At 44.3% G+C, this 17999-nt stretch carries 14 protein-coding genes; 6 read left to right on the top strand and 8 right to left on the bottom strand.

Annotated features, from left to right (window positions below; translation table 11 throughout):
* Window positions 1-13 precede the first annotated feature (13 nt).
* From rpe to ispH, 8 genes are all read right to left on the bottom strand, one after another.
* The gene (gene rpe, locus ACR63N_RS02735; protein WP_472782421.1) at window positions 14-706 is read right to left on the bottom strand and encodes a ribulose-phosphate 3-epimerase; all 693 of its coding nucleotides are present in this window, start codon (window positions 704-706) and stop codon (window positions 14-16) included.
* Window positions 707-788: 82 nt separating this feature from the next.
* Window positions 789-1001 carry a TIGR03643 family protein gene (locus ACR63N_RS02730; RefSeq protein WP_472782702.1) on the bottom strand — a complete coding sequence of 71 codons (213 nt, stop codon included), beginning with the start codon at window positions 999-1001 and terminating at the stop codon, window positions 789-791.
* A gap of 287 nt (window positions 1002-1288) precedes the next feature.
* Window positions 1289-2188, bottom strand: coding sequence for an S-formylglutathione hydrolase (gene fghA, locus ACR63N_RS02725; protein ID WP_472782420.1), 900 nt, complete (start codon window positions 2186-2188; stop codon window positions 1289-1291).
* Window positions 2189-2294: 106 nt separating this feature from the next.
* On the bottom strand, window positions 2295-3716 hold the full coding sequence (locus tag ACR63N_RS02720) for a C13 family peptidase (protein WP_367105652.1): 1422 nt from the start codon (window positions 3714-3716) through the stop codon (window positions 2295-2297).
* A gap of 310 nt (window positions 3717-4026) precedes the next feature.
* Window positions 4027-6057, bottom strand: coding sequence for a molecular chaperone HtpG (htpG, locus tag ACR63N_RS02715; protein ID WP_367108882.1), 2031 nt, complete (start codon window positions 6055-6057; stop codon window positions 4027-4029).
* A gap of 224 nt (window positions 6058-6281) precedes the next feature.
* On the bottom strand, window positions 6282-7802 hold the full coding sequence (locus tag ACR63N_RS02710; RefSeq protein WP_472782419.1) for a catalase: 1521 nt from the start codon (window positions 7800-7802) through the stop codon (window positions 6282-6284).
* A gap of 275 nt (window positions 7803-8077) precedes the next feature.
* Window positions 8078-8893: a thioesterase family protein gene (locus ACR63N_RS02705; RefSeq protein ID WP_367105649.1), complete on the bottom strand. Its 816-nt coding sequence runs from the start codon at window positions 8891-8893 to the stop codon at window positions 8078-8080.
* 61 nt (window positions 8894-8954) lie between these two features.
* Complete coding sequence (ispH, locus tag ACR63N_RS02700; RefSeq protein ID WP_367106316.1) at window positions 8955-9911, bottom strand: 4-hydroxy-3-methylbut-2-enyl diphosphate reductase; 957 nt, start codon at window positions 9909-9911, stop codon at window positions 8955-8957.
* A gap of 251 nt (window positions 9912-10162) precedes the next feature.
* Between ispH and gmk the strand changes: the two genes are divergently transcribed.
* The 6 genes from gmk to ACR63N_RS02670 all read left to right on the top strand — a co-directional run bounded on the left by gmk (window position 10163) and on the right by ACR63N_RS02670 (window position 17850).
* Window positions 10163-10792: a guanylate kinase gene (gene gmk, locus ACR63N_RS02695; protein ID WP_367105647.1), complete on the top strand. Its 630-nt coding sequence runs from the start codon at window positions 10163-10165 to the stop codon at window positions 10790-10792.
* A gap of 227 nt (window positions 10793-11019) precedes the next feature.
* Entirely contained in the window at window positions 11020-11280 is a 261-nt protein-coding gene (rpoZ, locus tag ACR63N_RS02690; RefSeq protein WP_290187858.1) for a DNA-directed RNA polymerase subunit omega, read from the top strand.
* Between the two features lie 316 nt (window positions 11281-11596).
* A complete protein-coding gene (locus tag ACR63N_RS02685; RefSeq protein ID WP_472782418.1) occupies window positions 11597-13798 on the top strand; it encodes a RelA/SpoT family protein in 2202 nt (733 codons plus the stop codon).
* Window positions 13799-13846: 48 nt separating this feature from the next.
* Window positions 13847-14227, top strand: coding sequence for a Rid family detoxifying hydrolase (locus ACR63N_RS02680; RefSeq protein WP_367105645.1), 381 nt, complete (start codon window positions 13847-13849; stop codon window positions 14225-14227).
* Between the two features lie 116 nt (window positions 14228-14343).
* Window positions 14344-16614, top strand: a complete 2271-nt coding sequence (locus ACR63N_RS02675; protein WP_472782417.1) for a primosomal protein N' — start codon at window positions 14344-14346, stop codon at window positions 16612-16614.
* 114 nt (window positions 16615-16728) lie between these two features.
* Window positions 16729-17850, top strand: coding sequence for a cation diffusion facilitator family transporter (locus tag ACR63N_RS02670; protein WP_367105643.1), 1122 nt, complete (start codon window positions 16729-16731; stop codon window positions 17848-17850).
* The last annotated feature ends 149 nt before the right edge of the window (window positions 17851-17999 follow it).

Raw genomic sequence — 17999 nt, 5'->3', positions numbered from 1 at the left:
TATAGCCATTATATTATACATTGCTATTTACTAAGGATAATTGATAACGCATCTCATCAATGGCGGCGCTATAGTCCTCTTGGTTAAAAATGGCAGAGCCGGCGACAAACATGTCAGCACCTGCCGCCGCTATAGCGCGTATATTGCTGGCTTTGATCCCACCATCGACCTCAAGTCTAATATCACGGCCGCTAGCATCAATACGCTTTCGCACTTCTCGCACTTTATCTAACGTACTCTCAATAAACGACTGTCCACCAAAACCAGGGTTTACGCTCATCAGTAGTATCTGGTCGACCTTATCCATAACATAGTCTAAATGATGTAGCGGTGTTGCAGGATTAAGTACGAGACCACATTTTGCGCCGCCATCTTTGATAAGTTGCAGCGAGCGGTCGACATGAGCACTGGCCTCTGGATGAAAGGTAATAACACTAGCACCGGCCTCTAAAAACTGCTCAATCATGCCATCAACAGGCGTTACCATCAAATGTACATCAATAGGCACATCAATGCCGTAGTTGCGCAGAGCCTTGCAAATCATGCTACCAAAGGTGAGGTTAGGCACGTAATGATTGTCCATGACATCGAAATGTATCACATCAGCGCCCGCTTTTAAGACGGTATCGACTTCTTCGCCTAAGCGTGCAAAGTCAGCAGATAAAATAGAGGGCGCAATTAAATAAGGTGTAGAAGGACAAAGCATGGTAGAGCTACCTTTTTATAGTGAGTTATAACGAGTTTTATAGTCATCACTGCATCGGTTTTAAAGTGAATCAACTATAAAACTAGCGCGGCTTGTATTGTGTTTTACAATAAGCACGGCCAACTTCAAAAGAGCGTTTGGCCTGATGTTTGGTATCGCGACCCGTCACACGCTTGCGCCACATGCGAAAAGAGGAAGGTTTTAATTCTTGCCGCATCAGCTTGATAACCTCATCTTCGCTCAGCCCATAACTGTGCTCAATAGCTGAAAAAGGGGTTTTATCTTCCCATGCCATCTCTATCACGCGTGAAATGGCTGCCTCATCGAATATAGTTGTGCTTGCCACGTCTACCTTATCATCTTTACTAAGGTTAAATGAATGTGGTTTCACATCTACTCCCTCAGCTTGCTGCTTGGCTTGCAGGGCTTTTTCCATATCCACTTGCATAGTCGCCAATGATGACTCAGCACTACTCTGCTCTGAGCTATCCACTGATTTTTTTTGAGAATCTGTCATAATGTTTTATACCCTAATCATTGCTACATTTGGCTACTATTTTTTCCGACTGCTAATAAATAATATTAGTTGGACAAGTCTGCCGCTTTACAGTGGTGAAAGATATGATCGTTAATTACCGTTTGAATAAAATAATAGCTGTGATCATGACCTGCCTGATAGCGTAGCGTTAATGGTTGTTTGGCTTTTTGACAAGCCTCTTGTAGTTTAGGAGTTTGTAGCTGCCCTTCTGCCAAGAAGTTATCCGCTGCGCCTTGATCAACCAAAATACTGGCATACTGGCGCCCTACCTTCTCAATCATTTGTGCGGCATCCGCTTGCGCCCATAACGACTTATCCTCGCCAAAGTATTCGGTATAAGCGGCCTCTCCCCAAGCTGACTGGCTCGCAGCACAAACAGGTGATAGTGCTGAGACACTGACGAATTTACTGGGGAATTTGAAGCCTAGTAATAGTGCTCCGTGTCCACCCATTGAGTGGCCCATGATACCGATACTGCTAATAGCAAACTCTGAGCGTAGTAAGTCATACAATTCATCAACGATATAGGTTTGCATATTAAAATGCTCTGACCACGGCTCGCGAGTAGCGTCAACATAGTAGCTGGCCCCTTGACCAACGAAATAACGATCGTCATTAGGCACCTCAAGTCCAGCATCTTCGTCGCTACGAGGTGAGGTATCAGGGGCAATAAAGATCATGCCAAGCTCACTACACTTTTTTTGAAAATGCGCTTTATGGGTGACATTGTCTGCATTACAAGTTAGACCTGACAAGTATAAAATCGCCGGACAGCGCTTACCTGCTAGTGCCTCATCTGGCAAGTAGATACTAAAGGTCATCATTGTTTTAGTGGATGTCGACTGATGACTATAATAATGTTGCTCGCCATCAAAGCAGCGATTGGCACTCTCTTGAGTGAGTTGAGTATTGGCAGATAAGTTGTGATTGTAAGTAGTGTTCATAAATAACCTCTTAATTAATCAAAACAAGTCGTAATTTATAAAAATATAAGGTATGTTTTAATAAGCCTCGTACTCACTATCGGATATTATACAAAGAGTAGCAACATCAATTGGTAACAGGGGTATTATTATCAGTAATGCTCATGGTTGTAGAACCATTTTTATCAAATAAAGCTTGCTCAAAAGCAGGCAACGCGGTTTCCATAAGGCTACCGATAGCCATTTGCGGATCAGAGGACTCAAAGCCCATTGAGTCTTCGCGCTGCCTGACGCGCAAACGAGCATCTTTAAAGGCGGCAGCAAAGCTATTATTCTCACGCAGGCTCTCTGCAAAAAACGCCTGACCGAAATAAGTCATCTCGGCTGTGTTGGTACAGCCAAACGACATTTTATCAGCAGCTGAGGCAGTGATAACTACTGTCGTTGGCGAGGATAGCTCATCGATAAACGAGCCTGAATAACACGCAGAAACCACAATAACCCGCCAGCGAATACCTGAAGCATCTAAAGCCTCACGTAACCATGTGGCATCTAAGTTATCCATCATAAGTGGCGGATTGTACAACTGAATAATATCCTCGTTGCCATGTGAGGATAGAGTGAGCAATAATACGTCCTCATCAGCGTTCATCTGCTCACCGATTTTTTTCAGGCCTTCTAAAATACTAGTTTTGGTCGCTATGGGTTCATCAAGCCAGCTATAAGTATTATTAATCAAAGATAAAGAGTTACCGCTGGTACCAAAGCGTACATCAAACAGCTCGCGTACTTTATTGATCTCAGAGCGAAAGACGTCTTGATCAGAAAACCCGGCCACCCCCATAAAATACCAGTCCGTCTCCCCCAATACGCTTGGGTCGATACTGCTTAGCGCTTGCTGCAATAAACGCGGCTGCTCGTACAGCGCAGCCTCCTCAAGCGTAGCCTCTATTGGGATTTGCTTAAAAATAGGCTGATCGGCGACGTTACGTTGCCAAATGGTCAGTAAAGCTACTGCGCCAATTAAAACAATAATGCGCTCCCACCAGGGGGTGCGCTGCCTTCGCGCAAAAATCCATAACAGAGCTAGCGTTTGCCATAAGAACAATACTAAAAACAGAATAGGTAAAAACGAATAGCTCCACCCAGGTAACCAGCCATGATTGCCTAAAAGCTGCACAATACTTTGCAGTAAAGCCGCTAGGGTATCAGCAACTAGCCACAGTACTACGGGTACAAACACCAGCATCTGATTGCCCGAGCGCCGAGCAAGGATAATACCAGCAAGCAAAATAATTACTGGCCATATCAAATAGCTAACCAGCCCTTGTTCATTAAAAACACTACCGCTCGTAGCCACTAACCATGAAAATAGCACATTACTGCCAAGCGCCAGTGTTGCAAACAGAGCAAACTGGAAAAAGGTAGGTTTTACCCAAGAAAAAGCGCGCGTTGACCCTACTAGCATCCATAGAGTGGCTATAATATTGGCAGCAAAATTCAAGGAGAAGCGCTGAAGGGAGATAGTTTTTGGCGACGAAAGTGACAAAGACTTAGACCTCTATCCGGTCGAGAAAAATAGGTATCGTTATAGATTGACGACTTATAATTTATACCGTTTACGTAGCTTAATAGTTTAGCTAGCTAATATATCGCGATTGTAACGGATTGTCAGCTAAGACGATAAGGCTGATTTGTAAAAACTCACTTTATAAAAACTCGTTAGCATTTATCTAGATGTTATTAGTTTGACCTCATTAGTAATGGAATATTGTAACTATGATAAAAAATCAGCTGATAACTACAAAAAAAGAGGCCTTAATTTTTTAAGACCTCTTTTTAATTAAAAACCTATAGTATCAACGCATCAATAGCTCGTTAACGCGCTTAAGATAAGCTGCAGGATCCTCAAGCTGACCACCGTCTGCCAGCAGCGCTTGATCAAAAATCACTTGCGCCAAATCGTTAAACTGCTCATTACCATCCAGCTTTTTAATTAGTGGATGATCAGGGTTGACTTCTAAGATAGGCTGCGTGTCCGGCACTTCTTGGCCCATTTGCTTGAGCATCTGAATCATTTGCGGCGACAGCTCACCCTCTGGCGTCACGAGTATCGCTGGACTATCGACCAGACGGTTAGATACTCGTACATCTTTGGCACGACCACCAAGTGCAGTTTTAAGCTTATCAACCACCGGTTTCATGGCTTCCTCAGCCTTTGAAGCTTCAGCTTTTTCTTCTTCGTCTTGCAAGTCGCCTAAATCTACCGCACCTTTAGCGATATTTTGTAGCGGCGTACCGTCAAACTGGGTTAAGAAGTTCATGGCCCACTCATCGACACGGCTGGTCATTAGTATAACTTCAATACCCTTCTTTTTGAACAGCTCAAGCTGCGGGCTGTTTTTGGCAGCGGCAAGGTTATCAGCCGTTAGATAGTAAATGGCCTTTTGTCCATCCTGCATCCGGCCTTTATAATCTTCGAAGCTGGTTTCAACCTTATCATTAGTGCTGGTGGCATAGCGCAGCAATTTAGCAATGCGCTCTTGGTTGCCCATGTCCTCGCCAAGACCTTCTTTGATGACATCGCCAAACTCACTATAGAACTGGGCAAATTTGTCTTGCTTGTCGCTATCCTCGCTATTAGCAAGGCTTGCCAGCATAGTTAAAGTACGGCGCGCGTTACCTTCACGGATAGATTTGACATCACGCGATTCTTGCAAGAGCTCACGGCTGACGTTCAATGGCAAATCAGCAGAATCAATCACCCCTTTGACGAATCGCAGATACATTGGCAGTAGCTGCTCAGCGTCATCCATGATAAATACGCGTTTGACATAGAGCTTGAGCCCATGTTGCTGCTCACGGGTGTACAGATCCATCGGCGCTTTTTTAGGAATGTACAACAGCTGGGTATACTGTACGCGTCCTTCTACGCGGTTGTGCGTCCAAGTCAGTGGCTCATCGAAGTCATAAGTGATGTTTTTATAAAAATCAACGTACTCCTCATCGTCAATTTCAGAGGCTGAGCGAGTCCAGAGCGCGCTGGCTTTATTGATAGTTTCCCACTCATCGGTTAGCACCATCTCGCCACTTGGCGCTGCACTGTTTTCAGAATCGTCAGAGTTCTCTTCTTCGTCAACGACGTCTTCTTGCCAAACTTCTTTACGCATCTGAATAGGCAAGCTGATATGGTCTGAGTATTTATTGACCAAACGCTTGATTCTAGCGCGGTCTAAATAGTTATCTTCGCCATCCGTATATTCTTCTTTTAGATGCAAAGTAATGCTGGTACCGCGCGTATCTTTATTAATGGTCTCAACCGTGAAGCTACCACTACCATCAGATACCCAGCGTACGCCTTTATCTTTAGGGTCGCCCGCTTTACGTGATTCAACCGCAATCTTATCTGCAACGATGAATCCTGAGTAAAAACCGACCCCGAACTGACCAATCAGCTGACCGTCTTGTTTTTGTGACTCAGATAATTTATCCAAAAATGCTTTAGTACCAGATTTGGCAATCGTACCCAAATTTTCAATCGCATCGGCTTCATTCATGCCGATACCGTTATCGATAAAGGTAATGGTTTTGGCGTCCTCGTCGACAGCAATGCGAATACGCAGCTCGCCGTCATTCTCATACAGGCTATCGTCATTGGTGGCTTCAAAGCGTAATTTATCACAAGCGTCAGAGGCGTTTGAGACCAGCTCACGCACAAAAATATCAGCATTAGAATATAGTGAGTGGGTCACTAAGTGCAGCAATTGTGCGACTTCAGCTTCAAAACTGTGTTTTTTTACCTCTTTATTCGGGTTTTGGTTATCAACACTTTGTTCGTCAACGCTTTGGCTACCGACGTTTTGATTATCGGCTTGACTGTCTTTGCTCATAAAAAACTCCTTTAATTTATATTAAAATTCATGGTTTAGTATATTGGTGTCCGCTTTAATATTGACCTTAGGTTAGTACTGGACTGTCTATACTAATAGGGTCACTAAGGGATTTTTCAAGCATGAGTAAGTTAAAAACCGTGCTTAAACAAAAAAGCACCGCCCAAGTCTCCTTGAGCGGTGCTTTGATTTTATATTGATTATTAACTACAGACCATCATTAACTACAAACAGCTAGGCAAATCACGAGCAGGATCGGTATCGCGAGCGGCCAGCGCATCTTCAACGCTCAATCCTAGCGCTTTAGCAACCCCTGCGCCGTAAGCCGGATCACACCAATGACAGTTACGAATATGACGATACTTGATAAAGTCTAACGCATCACCCATCGCTCTTGCCGTATTATCAAACAGCGCCTGCTTTTGCTCATCATTCATCAGGTTAAAGAGCGCACGAGGCTGACTAAAGTAGTCATTATCATCTTCACGGAAGTCATAGTGATCAGCATAACCGTCGATCTTGAGGGGCGGCTCAGCGTACTGCGGCTGTTCTTGCCACTGCTCAAAGCTATTTGGCGTATAGTGCGGACGGCCGCCGTAGTTGTCATCAACACGTACCTGACCATCACGGTGGTTACTGGTCACAGGACAAGTGGGTTTATTCACCGGAATCTGCTTATGATTCACCCCGACGCGGTAGCGCTGGGCATCAGCATAGCTGAACAGACGTGCTTGTAGCATTTTATCTGGTGAAGCACTGATGCCTGGCACCAAATTATTTGGTGCAAAGGCCGCTTGCTCAACATCTAAGAAATAGTTTTCCGCGTTTCTATTAAGCTCAAACTCGCCGACTTCGATCAGCGGATAGTCGCCTTTTGGCCACACTTTACTCAAGTCAAACGGATGATAGGGTACTTGATCCGCCTCTTCTTCTGGCATAATCTGTACATACATTTTCCACTTGGGAAAGTCGCCATTATCAATGGCATTGAGCAGATCTTCTTGATGGCTTTCACGATTGCTAGCGATGATCTCAGCCGCTTCAGCATCGGTTAAGTTTTTGATACCTTGCTGGGTAACGAAGTGGAATTTGACCCAAAAACGCTCATTGTCATTATTAATAAAGCTATAAGTGTGCGAGCCAAAGCCGTGCATGTGTCTATAAGAGGCTGGAATACCACGCTCGCTCATAGTGATCGTGACCTGATGCAAGGATTCTGGCAATAACGTCCAAAAGTCCCAGTTATTGGTCGCCGAACGCATATTGGTACGCGGGTCACGCTTAACGGCTTTATTCAAATCAGGGAACTTACGCGGATCACGGACGAAGAATACGGGCGTATTATTACCCACTAAGTCCCAAATACCTTGATTGGTATAGAACTTAAGCGCAAAGCCGCGAATATCACGCTCAGCATCGGCAGCTCCGCGCTCGCCTGCTACGGTACTAAAGCGAGCGAACATCTCAGTCTGCTTACCCACTTCGCTAAAGATATCAGCACGCGTGTATTTCGTGATATCGTTAGTTACGGTAAAGGTACCAAACGCGCCCGAGCCTTTGGCGTGCATACGGCGCTCAGGAATAATCTCGCGGTTAAGATCAGCAAGCTTTTCGTTAAGCCACAAGTCTTCTGCTAGTAGCGGGCCACGCTTGCCAGCGGTTTTACTATTCTCGTTATCAACCACAGGGGCACCATTACTCATGGTAAGCGGGGTGTTATCATAAGGACATTTTTTGTCGCTCATCTCGTTTCTCCTTCAAAAGTGAATGGCAAATAAAACCTTTTAAGCCTTTAATTTAGTGCTTCTCAATTCCATCTCAAATAACTAAGTCCATCACTACAACCTAATCAAATATTAATTCCATACTAAGAATAATGATATCTTATTCAGTATAAATCAGGGTTCTATTAAAAGCTACTATAACCATTACACCTTATTCTTTACCATTAGCATAATAAATTAAACACATACTTTTATTTCATTTTTTAAAATCATAAAACCTTTTATATGGCTTTACCTTAGTTTGGCATAGGACGTATCGTAAGGATCTGCTCACTACGACCAAACGGCCCATGAACGTCGTGCAAGATAGCACTGGTCAGGCCAATACCGTCAGTACCGTATTGCTGCACCGCTTCGATACCAAGCCAGTGCCCTTTTGGTGCACGATGCATGTGAATTTGCAGATCGGTATTGGGAAATACCCATCCTAACTCTGAGACATTGAGTCCGAGTCTGGGCACAACGCCATTAGCGGTATCTACCATACCTAATAAACGTACCACATCGGCGGTAGGAGAGTCTGCGACCATCTCCAAATCGTTGGTGAGCCATACTGTTCCGTGTCCTGGACGCCGGTTAGGATCAGCAACTAAATGCAAGCTCTTAATATAGCCACCAGGCCAGCCTTTCATCTCATCCCAAGCGGGCAGATTCTCAGGATTATGCTGGGCTGGGCTGTCCTCTAAACCAGCAATAGCACTAGTATCTTGGGTCATCAATCGCCAAGCACGCGCAATGATACAATCACGGCCCCGGCTGCTCATCACTGACTCTATTAGCTCAATGGTTCTGCCAGGACGAATACAGCGCGTAGTAATGGTAAAATCATCAAGCGGGATCAGACCTAAAATATCAAGACTAACGCGAGCAATACGCATATTATCTTGCGGCAAATATTGCTCTAATTCGGCCGCTAGTATCCCAGTCGCTGGTGCCATGTGTTGCTCATGCGCATTCCAGGCGCCCTGTGCATGCTCAGTTGACTGATAGTGTGCCACACAAACGCCATCTGCTTGCTGGTCACGTTTTATTAGGTGGTAATAAGCTGCCATAATTATCCTTAATATTTATGATTGTTGGTATTTTTTTGTCGAGCACCTTTTATCGTGGTAGCTATTTTCCTACTTGCGTAACCGGAATTCGCAGAGCTTTGGGCAAACTAAAAGTTACATTTTCTTCGATACCTGAGAGCTCGTTAGGTGTCTGACCGCCCCAATCTTGCAGTTGTTGTAGCACTTCTTGAATCAAAATCTCAGGAGCAGAGGCACCAGCGGTGACACCGACATTCTGTACGCCCTCAAACCACATACGTTTCATCTCGCTAGCATTATCGATCAAGTAAGCTTTGCAGCTCATACGCTCAGCCAATTCGCGTAGACGGTTTGAGTTTGAAGAGTTAGGTGAGCCGACAACTAACACCACCTCACAGCGACCAGCCAAGTCTTTCACCGCGTCTTGACGGTTTTGGGTGGCATAGCAGATATCATCTTTGCGCGGCCCCTGAATACTGGGAAATTTATCTTTGAGCGCATCAATGACGCGTGCGGTATCATCCATTGATAGCGTGGTTTGGGTAACGAATGCTAGGCGATCATCATTCTGCACGCTCAATTTATCGACATCAGTTTCATTTTCGACCAGATGAATTTGCCCGCCATGTTTGCGGTTAAAGCGCCCCATCGTACCTTCAACCTCAGGATGACCAGCATGACCGATTAGTACCGCATCCATACCGTCTTGAGCAAACTTTGCCACCTCGATATGCACTTTCGTCACCAGCGGACAGGTAGCATCAAAAACCGTCAGGTCACGACGTTTGGCCTCATCTTCTACCGCCTTTGAGACTCCGTGCGCGGAGAAGATGACGATAGAGCCATCCGGTACTTCGTGCAGCTCTTCGACGAACACCGCACCGCGATTAGCTAAGTCTGAGACGACAAATTTATTGTGCACGACTTCATGACGTACATAAATGGGAGGTTCAAAACGTGTCAATGCTTCATTGACAATCGCAATGGCGCGGTCCACACCGGCACAAAAACCGCGTGGATTGGCAAGATATATTTGCATAAAGCAGCCTATCATTGGATAATTTGAATATAAAACTTAATGTTAACAGCTTAGGGTTAAATAAATGCCCTACTTTAGCATAATTTGCTTTTATTGCCTTTTAAAATACTATAACTGATATCATTTAGCATAAAACAGATAAGTAAGACTGAAAAAACTTGCAGCCTTATTATTATCTTACATGATGTCGCTTTTTGTTTTTACCAGCCCTCCTTTTTTTACTAGGACACCCTCTTATTAGGACGTAATGTATGACTGGTTCCTTATTTATTATTACTGCTGCCTCTGGCACAGGCAAGACCTCCTTGGTTAAGCAGCTACTTGCCACTACCAACGATTTAACCGTAAGTATCTCTCATACTACTCGTCCGCCGCGTTCCGGTGAGATCGATGGTCAGCATTATCACTTCACAACTATTAACACCTTTAAAGAGGCGATCAATGACGGTAAGTTTTTGGAGTACGCTGAGGTATTTGGTAACTATTATGGCACCTCGGAGCAAAGTGTGCGCACACAGCTGCAAGCAGGCATTGATGTGATACTAGAGATTGACTGGCAAGGTGCTTTGCAGGTCAAAAATATTTTCCCCGATGCCATAATGATTTTTATTTTGCCGCCCAGCATCGCCTCTCTACGTCAACGTCTATCAACCCGCGCGCAAGACAGCACCGACGTCATAGAGCAGCGTTTGGCAGGCTCAGTAACTGAGATATCTCAATACGTGCATGCTGATTATGTGGTTATTAATGATAATTTTGAGGTAGCACTAACTGAGCTAAAAGCCATTATTGTTGCTGATAGGCAGACTTTGCAGCGTCAACAACAGCGTTATAATCGTACGATCAAAAATTTGCTCTCAGGAGAGGCAGACCCTCTTTGAATCAGTTAGCAAAAAAGCTTTATTCAAAACATCAAACCCAGAGCGTGTTTGATAACTCATAAATAGACACTGCGCCACAGGCTAAAAAGTGTTATAATAGCGGGTTAATTTATATTATTTTTAAATAATATTTTTTTATTTTAAATACCAGTTTTTTATTTTAATATTCTTTTTATCATCTAGCGAGTAGTCAAAGTAAGTGATAAAAACAACCGAGGTAGCTATCTATGGCACGAGTAACGATTGAAGATTGTTTGGAAAATGTTGATAATCGCTTTGAGCTGGTTTTGGTTGCTAGCAAACGCGCGCGCCAGTTAGCTAAAGGTATCGCTGAGCCTTTAGTAGATGTCGACAACGACAAACCTACGGTATTGGCACTGCGTGAGATTGCGGCAGGTAAAATCACGCGTGATATTCTTAATCAGCCTGAGCATAATTTTGCAACCAGTTCGCTGGATTTAGCGTTATCAGGTGACCATAGTTTTTAATTTCGTACCAGCCGCTCAAGTAACGACTTCACTATAAGGATAAAGCCTTATCAGCGAAGATTACCAATGAAACCACAGTTTTATACTGTGGTTTTGTCGTCTAAGTCTATCAACAATACTCAAACCATTATTATCAAATTCAGGAGCTGCAACTTCATAGGTGCAACTATTTAAAATATTAAACACAATGTTTTTCTATCCTCTACTATGTTAGTTGTTGACATTGGACGCAATTTGCGATTAATTAGAGGGTGGTCTTGCGTTAATCAAAACTGACCATTACTAATACCATTATGAACAATAGGATTTCTCTTCTATGAGCCAGACCTTAACCAAACTTAGTCACCCTTTGGTTGATGAAGCCCAGTATAACTTGCTGCGCTCGGTTGGATATTTGTCTGCCTCTGAACGCAGTGATATTGTTGATGCTTGTGTGTTTGGTGACATTGCTCATATCAAGGATAAGCGCAAATCAGGTGAGCCTTATATTACCCATCCGATCGCAGTTGCTGAAATATTAGCAGGTTTTCGTTTGGATAGAGATACCATTATCGCCGCGATCTTGCACGATACGGTTGAAGATACTGATGTCACTGATGAGCAGCTAGAAGAGCGCTACGGTAAAGTGGTTGCAAGATTGGTCGATGGGGTTACTAAACTAAAGTCTTCCAATCATAATAAGCAGCAAAACAAAGCCGCTACTTTTCACAAAATCTTGACGGCAACCCTTGCTGATCCGCGCGTACTTATTATCAAGCTTGCCGATCGCTTGCACAATATGTCGACACTAGATGCCGTTAGCCCTGAAAAACAGCGTACCACGGCGCAAGAAACCTTGGACTTTTATGTGCCCTTTGCCCGTCTAATGGGTCTCAACGATATTGCTGATTATATTGAAGTACTGTGCTACCGCAACCTTGACTCTGAGATGTACAATCGTTTATCGGATAAGCTTTTGCAACATGGCCTTGGGCGTAATTTCCAAAGGGAGGCTATTCACCGTTATCTAAGTATTGTACTAAATAACCTAGAGCTTAATGGACACGTCAAAGTGCTTGATAATCGCGTGGCTATTTATCGACAATTTTTCCGTAACCGCGGCGAGATTAATGCACTACTACGGCATTATGCTTTTGAGATTGTCCTTGATAGTATTGAAGCCTGTGACAAGCTAGCCTATTATTTAATCAAAAAATACCAGATCGACGACACTCATATTCAAGATAATATTCGTCGGCCACTACCAGGCGGCAATCAGTCACTTACGCTTATTTATGAGCGTGATAACGATGTTATTAAAGTGACCATTTTGACCAAAAAAATGCAGAATGCAGCCAGATTGGGCGTTATTGGCGCTGAGCACGCCTCTGATGTTAGTCAATCCGTCATTCAAGCGTCTTTACGTAATATGAAAGACTTAGTAGATGAAGAAACGATAGATGAGAACAATCCTGACTTTACGGCCGCAGTATCTACTATTAACGAGCTGATGGATTATCTGCACTCTAGTAAGATTATTTGTTACAGTCCGCAAGGCCGTGCTTATGAGCTACCGCAAGGCGCAACGGCGCTCGACTTTGCTTATGCTGTGGGTCCGATGATCGGCAATGTGGCAGTCGGTGCCAATATTGATAACAAAAAAGCCAAATTAGGTACTGTAGTCAAAAACGGACAACTGGTTGAAATTGAAATCAACAATCATTCTCAACCCAAAGCGGAATGGTTGGGTTTTGTAGTGACCAATAAAGCGCGCGAGGAGATTTTGCGCTGGTTCAAAGATTTAACTGCTGCCGATAAACAACACCACGGTCAACAAGCGCTGGATCGAGCTCTCAAAACCCATCAAAAAAACCTTGATGATTTAAGCGCAAGCGACTGGACTAACCTTCTTGAGTGGCGCGGTTTACCAGAAAAAAGTGCGTTATTTGAGCAGATAAGCTCTGGTACTTTGCTACCGCAGCTGGTAGTATCGCGCCTGTTTAGTGATGAGATGGCCTGTTTAAATGCCGAGTGCTATAGCGATGATGATACTGCGCAGCCGCAGCAGCTCATTGCCAATGTTGCCGGTGTTGAGATTGATTTTGCCAATTGCTGTCATCCTATCTATGGTGATCCTATTGTCGGGCATTTATCACGGCATGGCTTAGTCGTCCATCGTCACAAATGCTTCTCTTTGGATGATATTCGTAAAGACAATCCTTATCAAATCATACAGCTGCGTTGGCGTGACGATAAGGCAACCAACCAAAATGAGTCCGGCGAGCATAGCGGCAAAAACAGCGGAAAAGTTCGTTTTCCCGCTTATCTAAAGCTGTCTATAGCGCTAAGCGATGAGCAAATTAGTGAAGTCATCTATCATCTGCGCCAATTAAATATTGGCGTAGAAAAGGTTGATGTACGTAGTAGTGATACTATCGTTCATGTGATCGTGCGTAGTCGCAATCACTTAGCGCAAGGCATCCGCGATCTACGCTCGTTGTTAGGTTTTCCGAATATCATCCGCCTTTATCAACTATAAAACTTAATCATTATTTTTTATTAATTTATTAAGAAACAAGGACATCACATGACCCGTCAAACCATTCAAACTGATAATGCTCCAGCAGCCGTTGGTACTTACTCGCAAGCTATAAAAGTTGGCAATACCGTTTATATCTCAGGTCAGCTCGGTCTTGATCCTGAAACTATGGAGTTGCAAGATGGCTTTGAGGCGCAGGCCAAGCAAGTATTTGCCAATATCAAAGCCATTTGCGAAGCGGCTGGCGGTAGTATTAATGACGTGGTCAAATTCAACGTATCATTGACCGATTTGAACGACTTTGCTGCGCTCAACGACGTATTTGTAGCCAATTTGAGTGAGCCATATCCGGCGCGCGCAGCCGTGCAAGTTGCAGCGCTTCCCAAAGGCGGTGTCGTAGAAATTGAATCTATTTTATATATTGAATAGGACGTGTCTTTGTTTTGCATCATCCATTATAAGCTTAGCATCGTGCTAAGCTTATTGGTTTCTCCCCCTTTATTTTTGATTCCTATTTTAACTCATAGTAAGGTTGCAAGCGTCTTATGTTGGTACAAGTTGCCCTGCCCGTGCCCCTTTACCGGGTATTTGACTATAGCGTGCCAGCAGAGAAGGCCTCATCAAACGCCGCTTTACCTAAAATCGGCAGCCGAGTTGAAGTACCGTTTGGTCGACAAACCTTAATTGGTATTGTAGTGGCTCATATCTCTCCAGCAGATAGCAATGTACCTGCTAGTAAGCTAAAACCAATTTATAAGTGCTTAGATAGCGAGCCTATTTTGGACGCCAGTATGCTCAAGCTTGCCTATTGGTTGGCACGCTATTATCATTATCCACTTGGCGACGTGCTGGCAGTCATGCTGCCAAGCCTTGTGCGCCAAGGCAAACCATTAGATTTGCTTATTACTCATTGGCGCATTCTACCGCATGTCACTGACGATGACTTTCGTGCCAATGCCAAAAAGCAAAAGCAGCAATTTGACATGCTAAAACTGCATGGCAAGCGCGGTGCTAGCGAAGATGTACTATTACTCGAAGGTATGCAGCGCTCTTTTTTAAAAACGCTTGAAGATAAAGGTCTTATTGAGCGTTTTATTGAACCTAAAATAGCGCCTTTAACGGTCAAACTGGCTAAAATGCCATTGGACTTAAACGAAGAGCAAAAGCTAGCCGTTGACGCTATCGTTAGCGCCCAGCAAGCTGAGGAATATACTGGGTTTTTGCTCAATGGTATTACCGGTAGTGGTAAAACTGAAGTGTACTTGCAGGCTATGCAAGCGGTATTAGAAGCAGGCAAACAGGTGTTAATCCTAGTGCCGGAGATTGGGCTGACCCCGCAAACGCGGGCGCGCTTTGCCAGTCGTTTTGCCGCGCAGATTGTGCTTTTACATTCAGGTATGACCAATACTTATCGCTTGCAAGGTTGGCAAGATTGCCGCACAGGGCACGCGCAAATCATTATCGGTACACGCTCAGCGGTGCTCTATCCGTTCGCTAATTTAGGCTTGATTGTCGTTGATGAGGCGCATGATGCTTCTTATAAGCAACAAGACACCCTACGTTATCACGCAAGCGACGTGGCGCTATACCGCGGCCTACAACAAAAAATACCAGTAATACTAGGTACAGCGACTCCTACCCTTGAACATCTAAAATTGGTTGATGACGCTAAACTGGTTGAGTATCAATTACGTACGCGGCCAGGACTAGCAAACCCTGCCACTATGCAGCTGATAGATGCACGTCTGCAAAGCACCCATCAACAAAGCCAAGACGATGGTGCAAGCTTTGATACGGGTCTGACCGATGCCTTAATTACTGCCATTCGGCAAACACTGGAGGCAGGCGATCAGGTTTTAGTGTTTTTGAACCGGCGCGGTTATGCTCCTGTACTGCTCTGCGAGTCTTGCGGTTGGCAGGCGGACTGTCCGCGCTGTGATGCTCATCTGACGGTGCATTACAGTAGCCAAAACCAGCAAAATTCCTATTTGAAATGTCATCACTGCGATTGGCAAGCTTATATACCGGCGGTTTGTCCTGATTGCGCCAGTCAAAACTTAGATGCAAGAGGTCTTGGTACCACGCGGCTTAGCGAGAATTTGCATGCTCTCTTTGCCAATCCGCAGACCAGTAAAACGCTATACCCTATCATTCAAATCGATCGTGATACTACTAGGCGCAAAGACAGCTGGGAAAATATCTACCAGCGTATTAATCAAGGTAAGCCCGCTATACTCGTTGGCACGCAAATGGTTGCCAAGGGTCACCATTTCCCCAATGTCACGCTGGTTTGTCTGCCCAATGCTGATCGTGGGTTTTTATCAGCAGACTTTCGCTCCCCTGAACATACCGCTCAACTTATGATTCAAGTAGCTGGACGTGCCGGACGTGGCGACAAAGCTGGATGCGTTCTGATTCAAACTTTGCAGCCTGATAACGAGCTATTATTGAAACTAGTAAAAGATGGTTATTTATCATTTGCGCGCCAGCTATTGCAAGAGCGCAAAATGATGGGCTTACCGCCTTATAGTTATGCAGCCTTGATTCGCTGCGAAGGTAAAACCCTTGCTGCAACGACCCAAGCATTAACAGACGCTATTGCAGGTCTGCCAGATGCTCATAATTTAGCGGTGCTTGGTCCCATTGATGCACCCATGAGTAAGAAGAACAGCCGCTATCACTCACAGTTGCTGCTGTTAGCCAAAGAGCGTCCTCAGCTACATCATATATTAGAGCACTGGTGGCCATCGGTACTGACGATGTCAAGTGCCAAATACCTTAAGCTCACTTTGGATATCGATCCTATTGGCTGGTAGTAAAAACCAAACAAAATCACGATCTCTGCGGTTTTGCTTTTAATCGCTTTTTACAGCTTAATGACACTAAATATGTTAAGTTCTTTTTTACTATAATTGTTTTTCGGTGTGGTTATGAGTCCAAAGCATCCCAATCTCAAAAAAAACAATAAGACTAAAAGCTATACTTATGGTGATGAGGGCGGTCATGACCATGATGAGCATTTAGAACAAACTGTCGCTCCGCGTGATACCTCGGGCTACCAGCGCACCTTATTGTTTAGCTTTCTTATCATTACAGGCTACATGCTGATCGAAGCTATCGGTGGACTACTGACCGGGAGCTTGGCTCTATTATCAGATGCCGGTCATATGCTTAGTGATGCTGTTGCTTTAGGCGCTACTTTAATGGCGTTTAGAATTGGCGAAAAAGCCGCTAACCATCAAAAGACTTTTGGCTATAAACGCTTTGAGATTTTAGTCGCTGGGATCAATGGTGCAACGCTTATTATCATTGCGCTAATGATATTTTATGAGGCTATTAAGCGTCTCAACTCACCGCCGGAGATCGCCACTCAAGGCATGCTTATCATTGCTACGATCGGTATGCTAGTCAATATTTTGGTGGCGTGGCTTATGCACCGTGGTAGCAGCAATAGTGGCACTCACGGACACAGTCATGGTGCAGATAGTAACAAATCAGCTGAGGATAAAGAGCCGGTTAACCTCAATATGCAAAGCGCTTATTTGCATGTATTAAGTGATCTTATGGGCTCAGTCGCCGCCATTATCGCCGCCCTGCTTATGATGGGTTTTGGTTGGGTATGGGCCGATGCAGCGGCCTCAGTTATTGTTGCTATTCTCATTATTATCAGCGGCTACCGTGTAGTGCGCGATTCAGTACATATCTTGATGGAGGGTACGCCAGTAGGCGTATCATTGATTGAAATAGAACAACGATTGCTAGCACATTCGCAAGTACAAAAAGTGCATGACTTGCATGTTTGGAGCATTACCAGCGGTCTCAATGCCCTATCCTGTCATATCGTGGTCGATGGTGATATGAGTATCTCGGAGGCAAGCCTCCTTATCGCTGAGCTGGAACAACACTTGCAAGAATTGAGCATTCATCACGCCACTATTCAGGTAGAAAGCTTATCGCATCCACAAACTAAAGCTCACAGTGAGGCACTAGTCTGCAACATATCGGAGCGTCCTATAGGCACCTCAGGTGGTCACTTAGGTCACAATCATTAATTGTTAAAAGTCGTACAGTTATTTGCTACCCCCGTTAAATCAATAAATTTAATCAAATACAGACTAGACTAGCCAAACTATCGCCACTATTCAAATAACCAGTCCAATAGTTAGTAGTTGGTAGCATCACTCTAATGCTCATATCTAGA

The organism is Psychrobacter sp. M4 (assembly GCF_055699795.1).
This window is presented reverse-complemented; position numbering and strand designations above follow the sequence as displayed.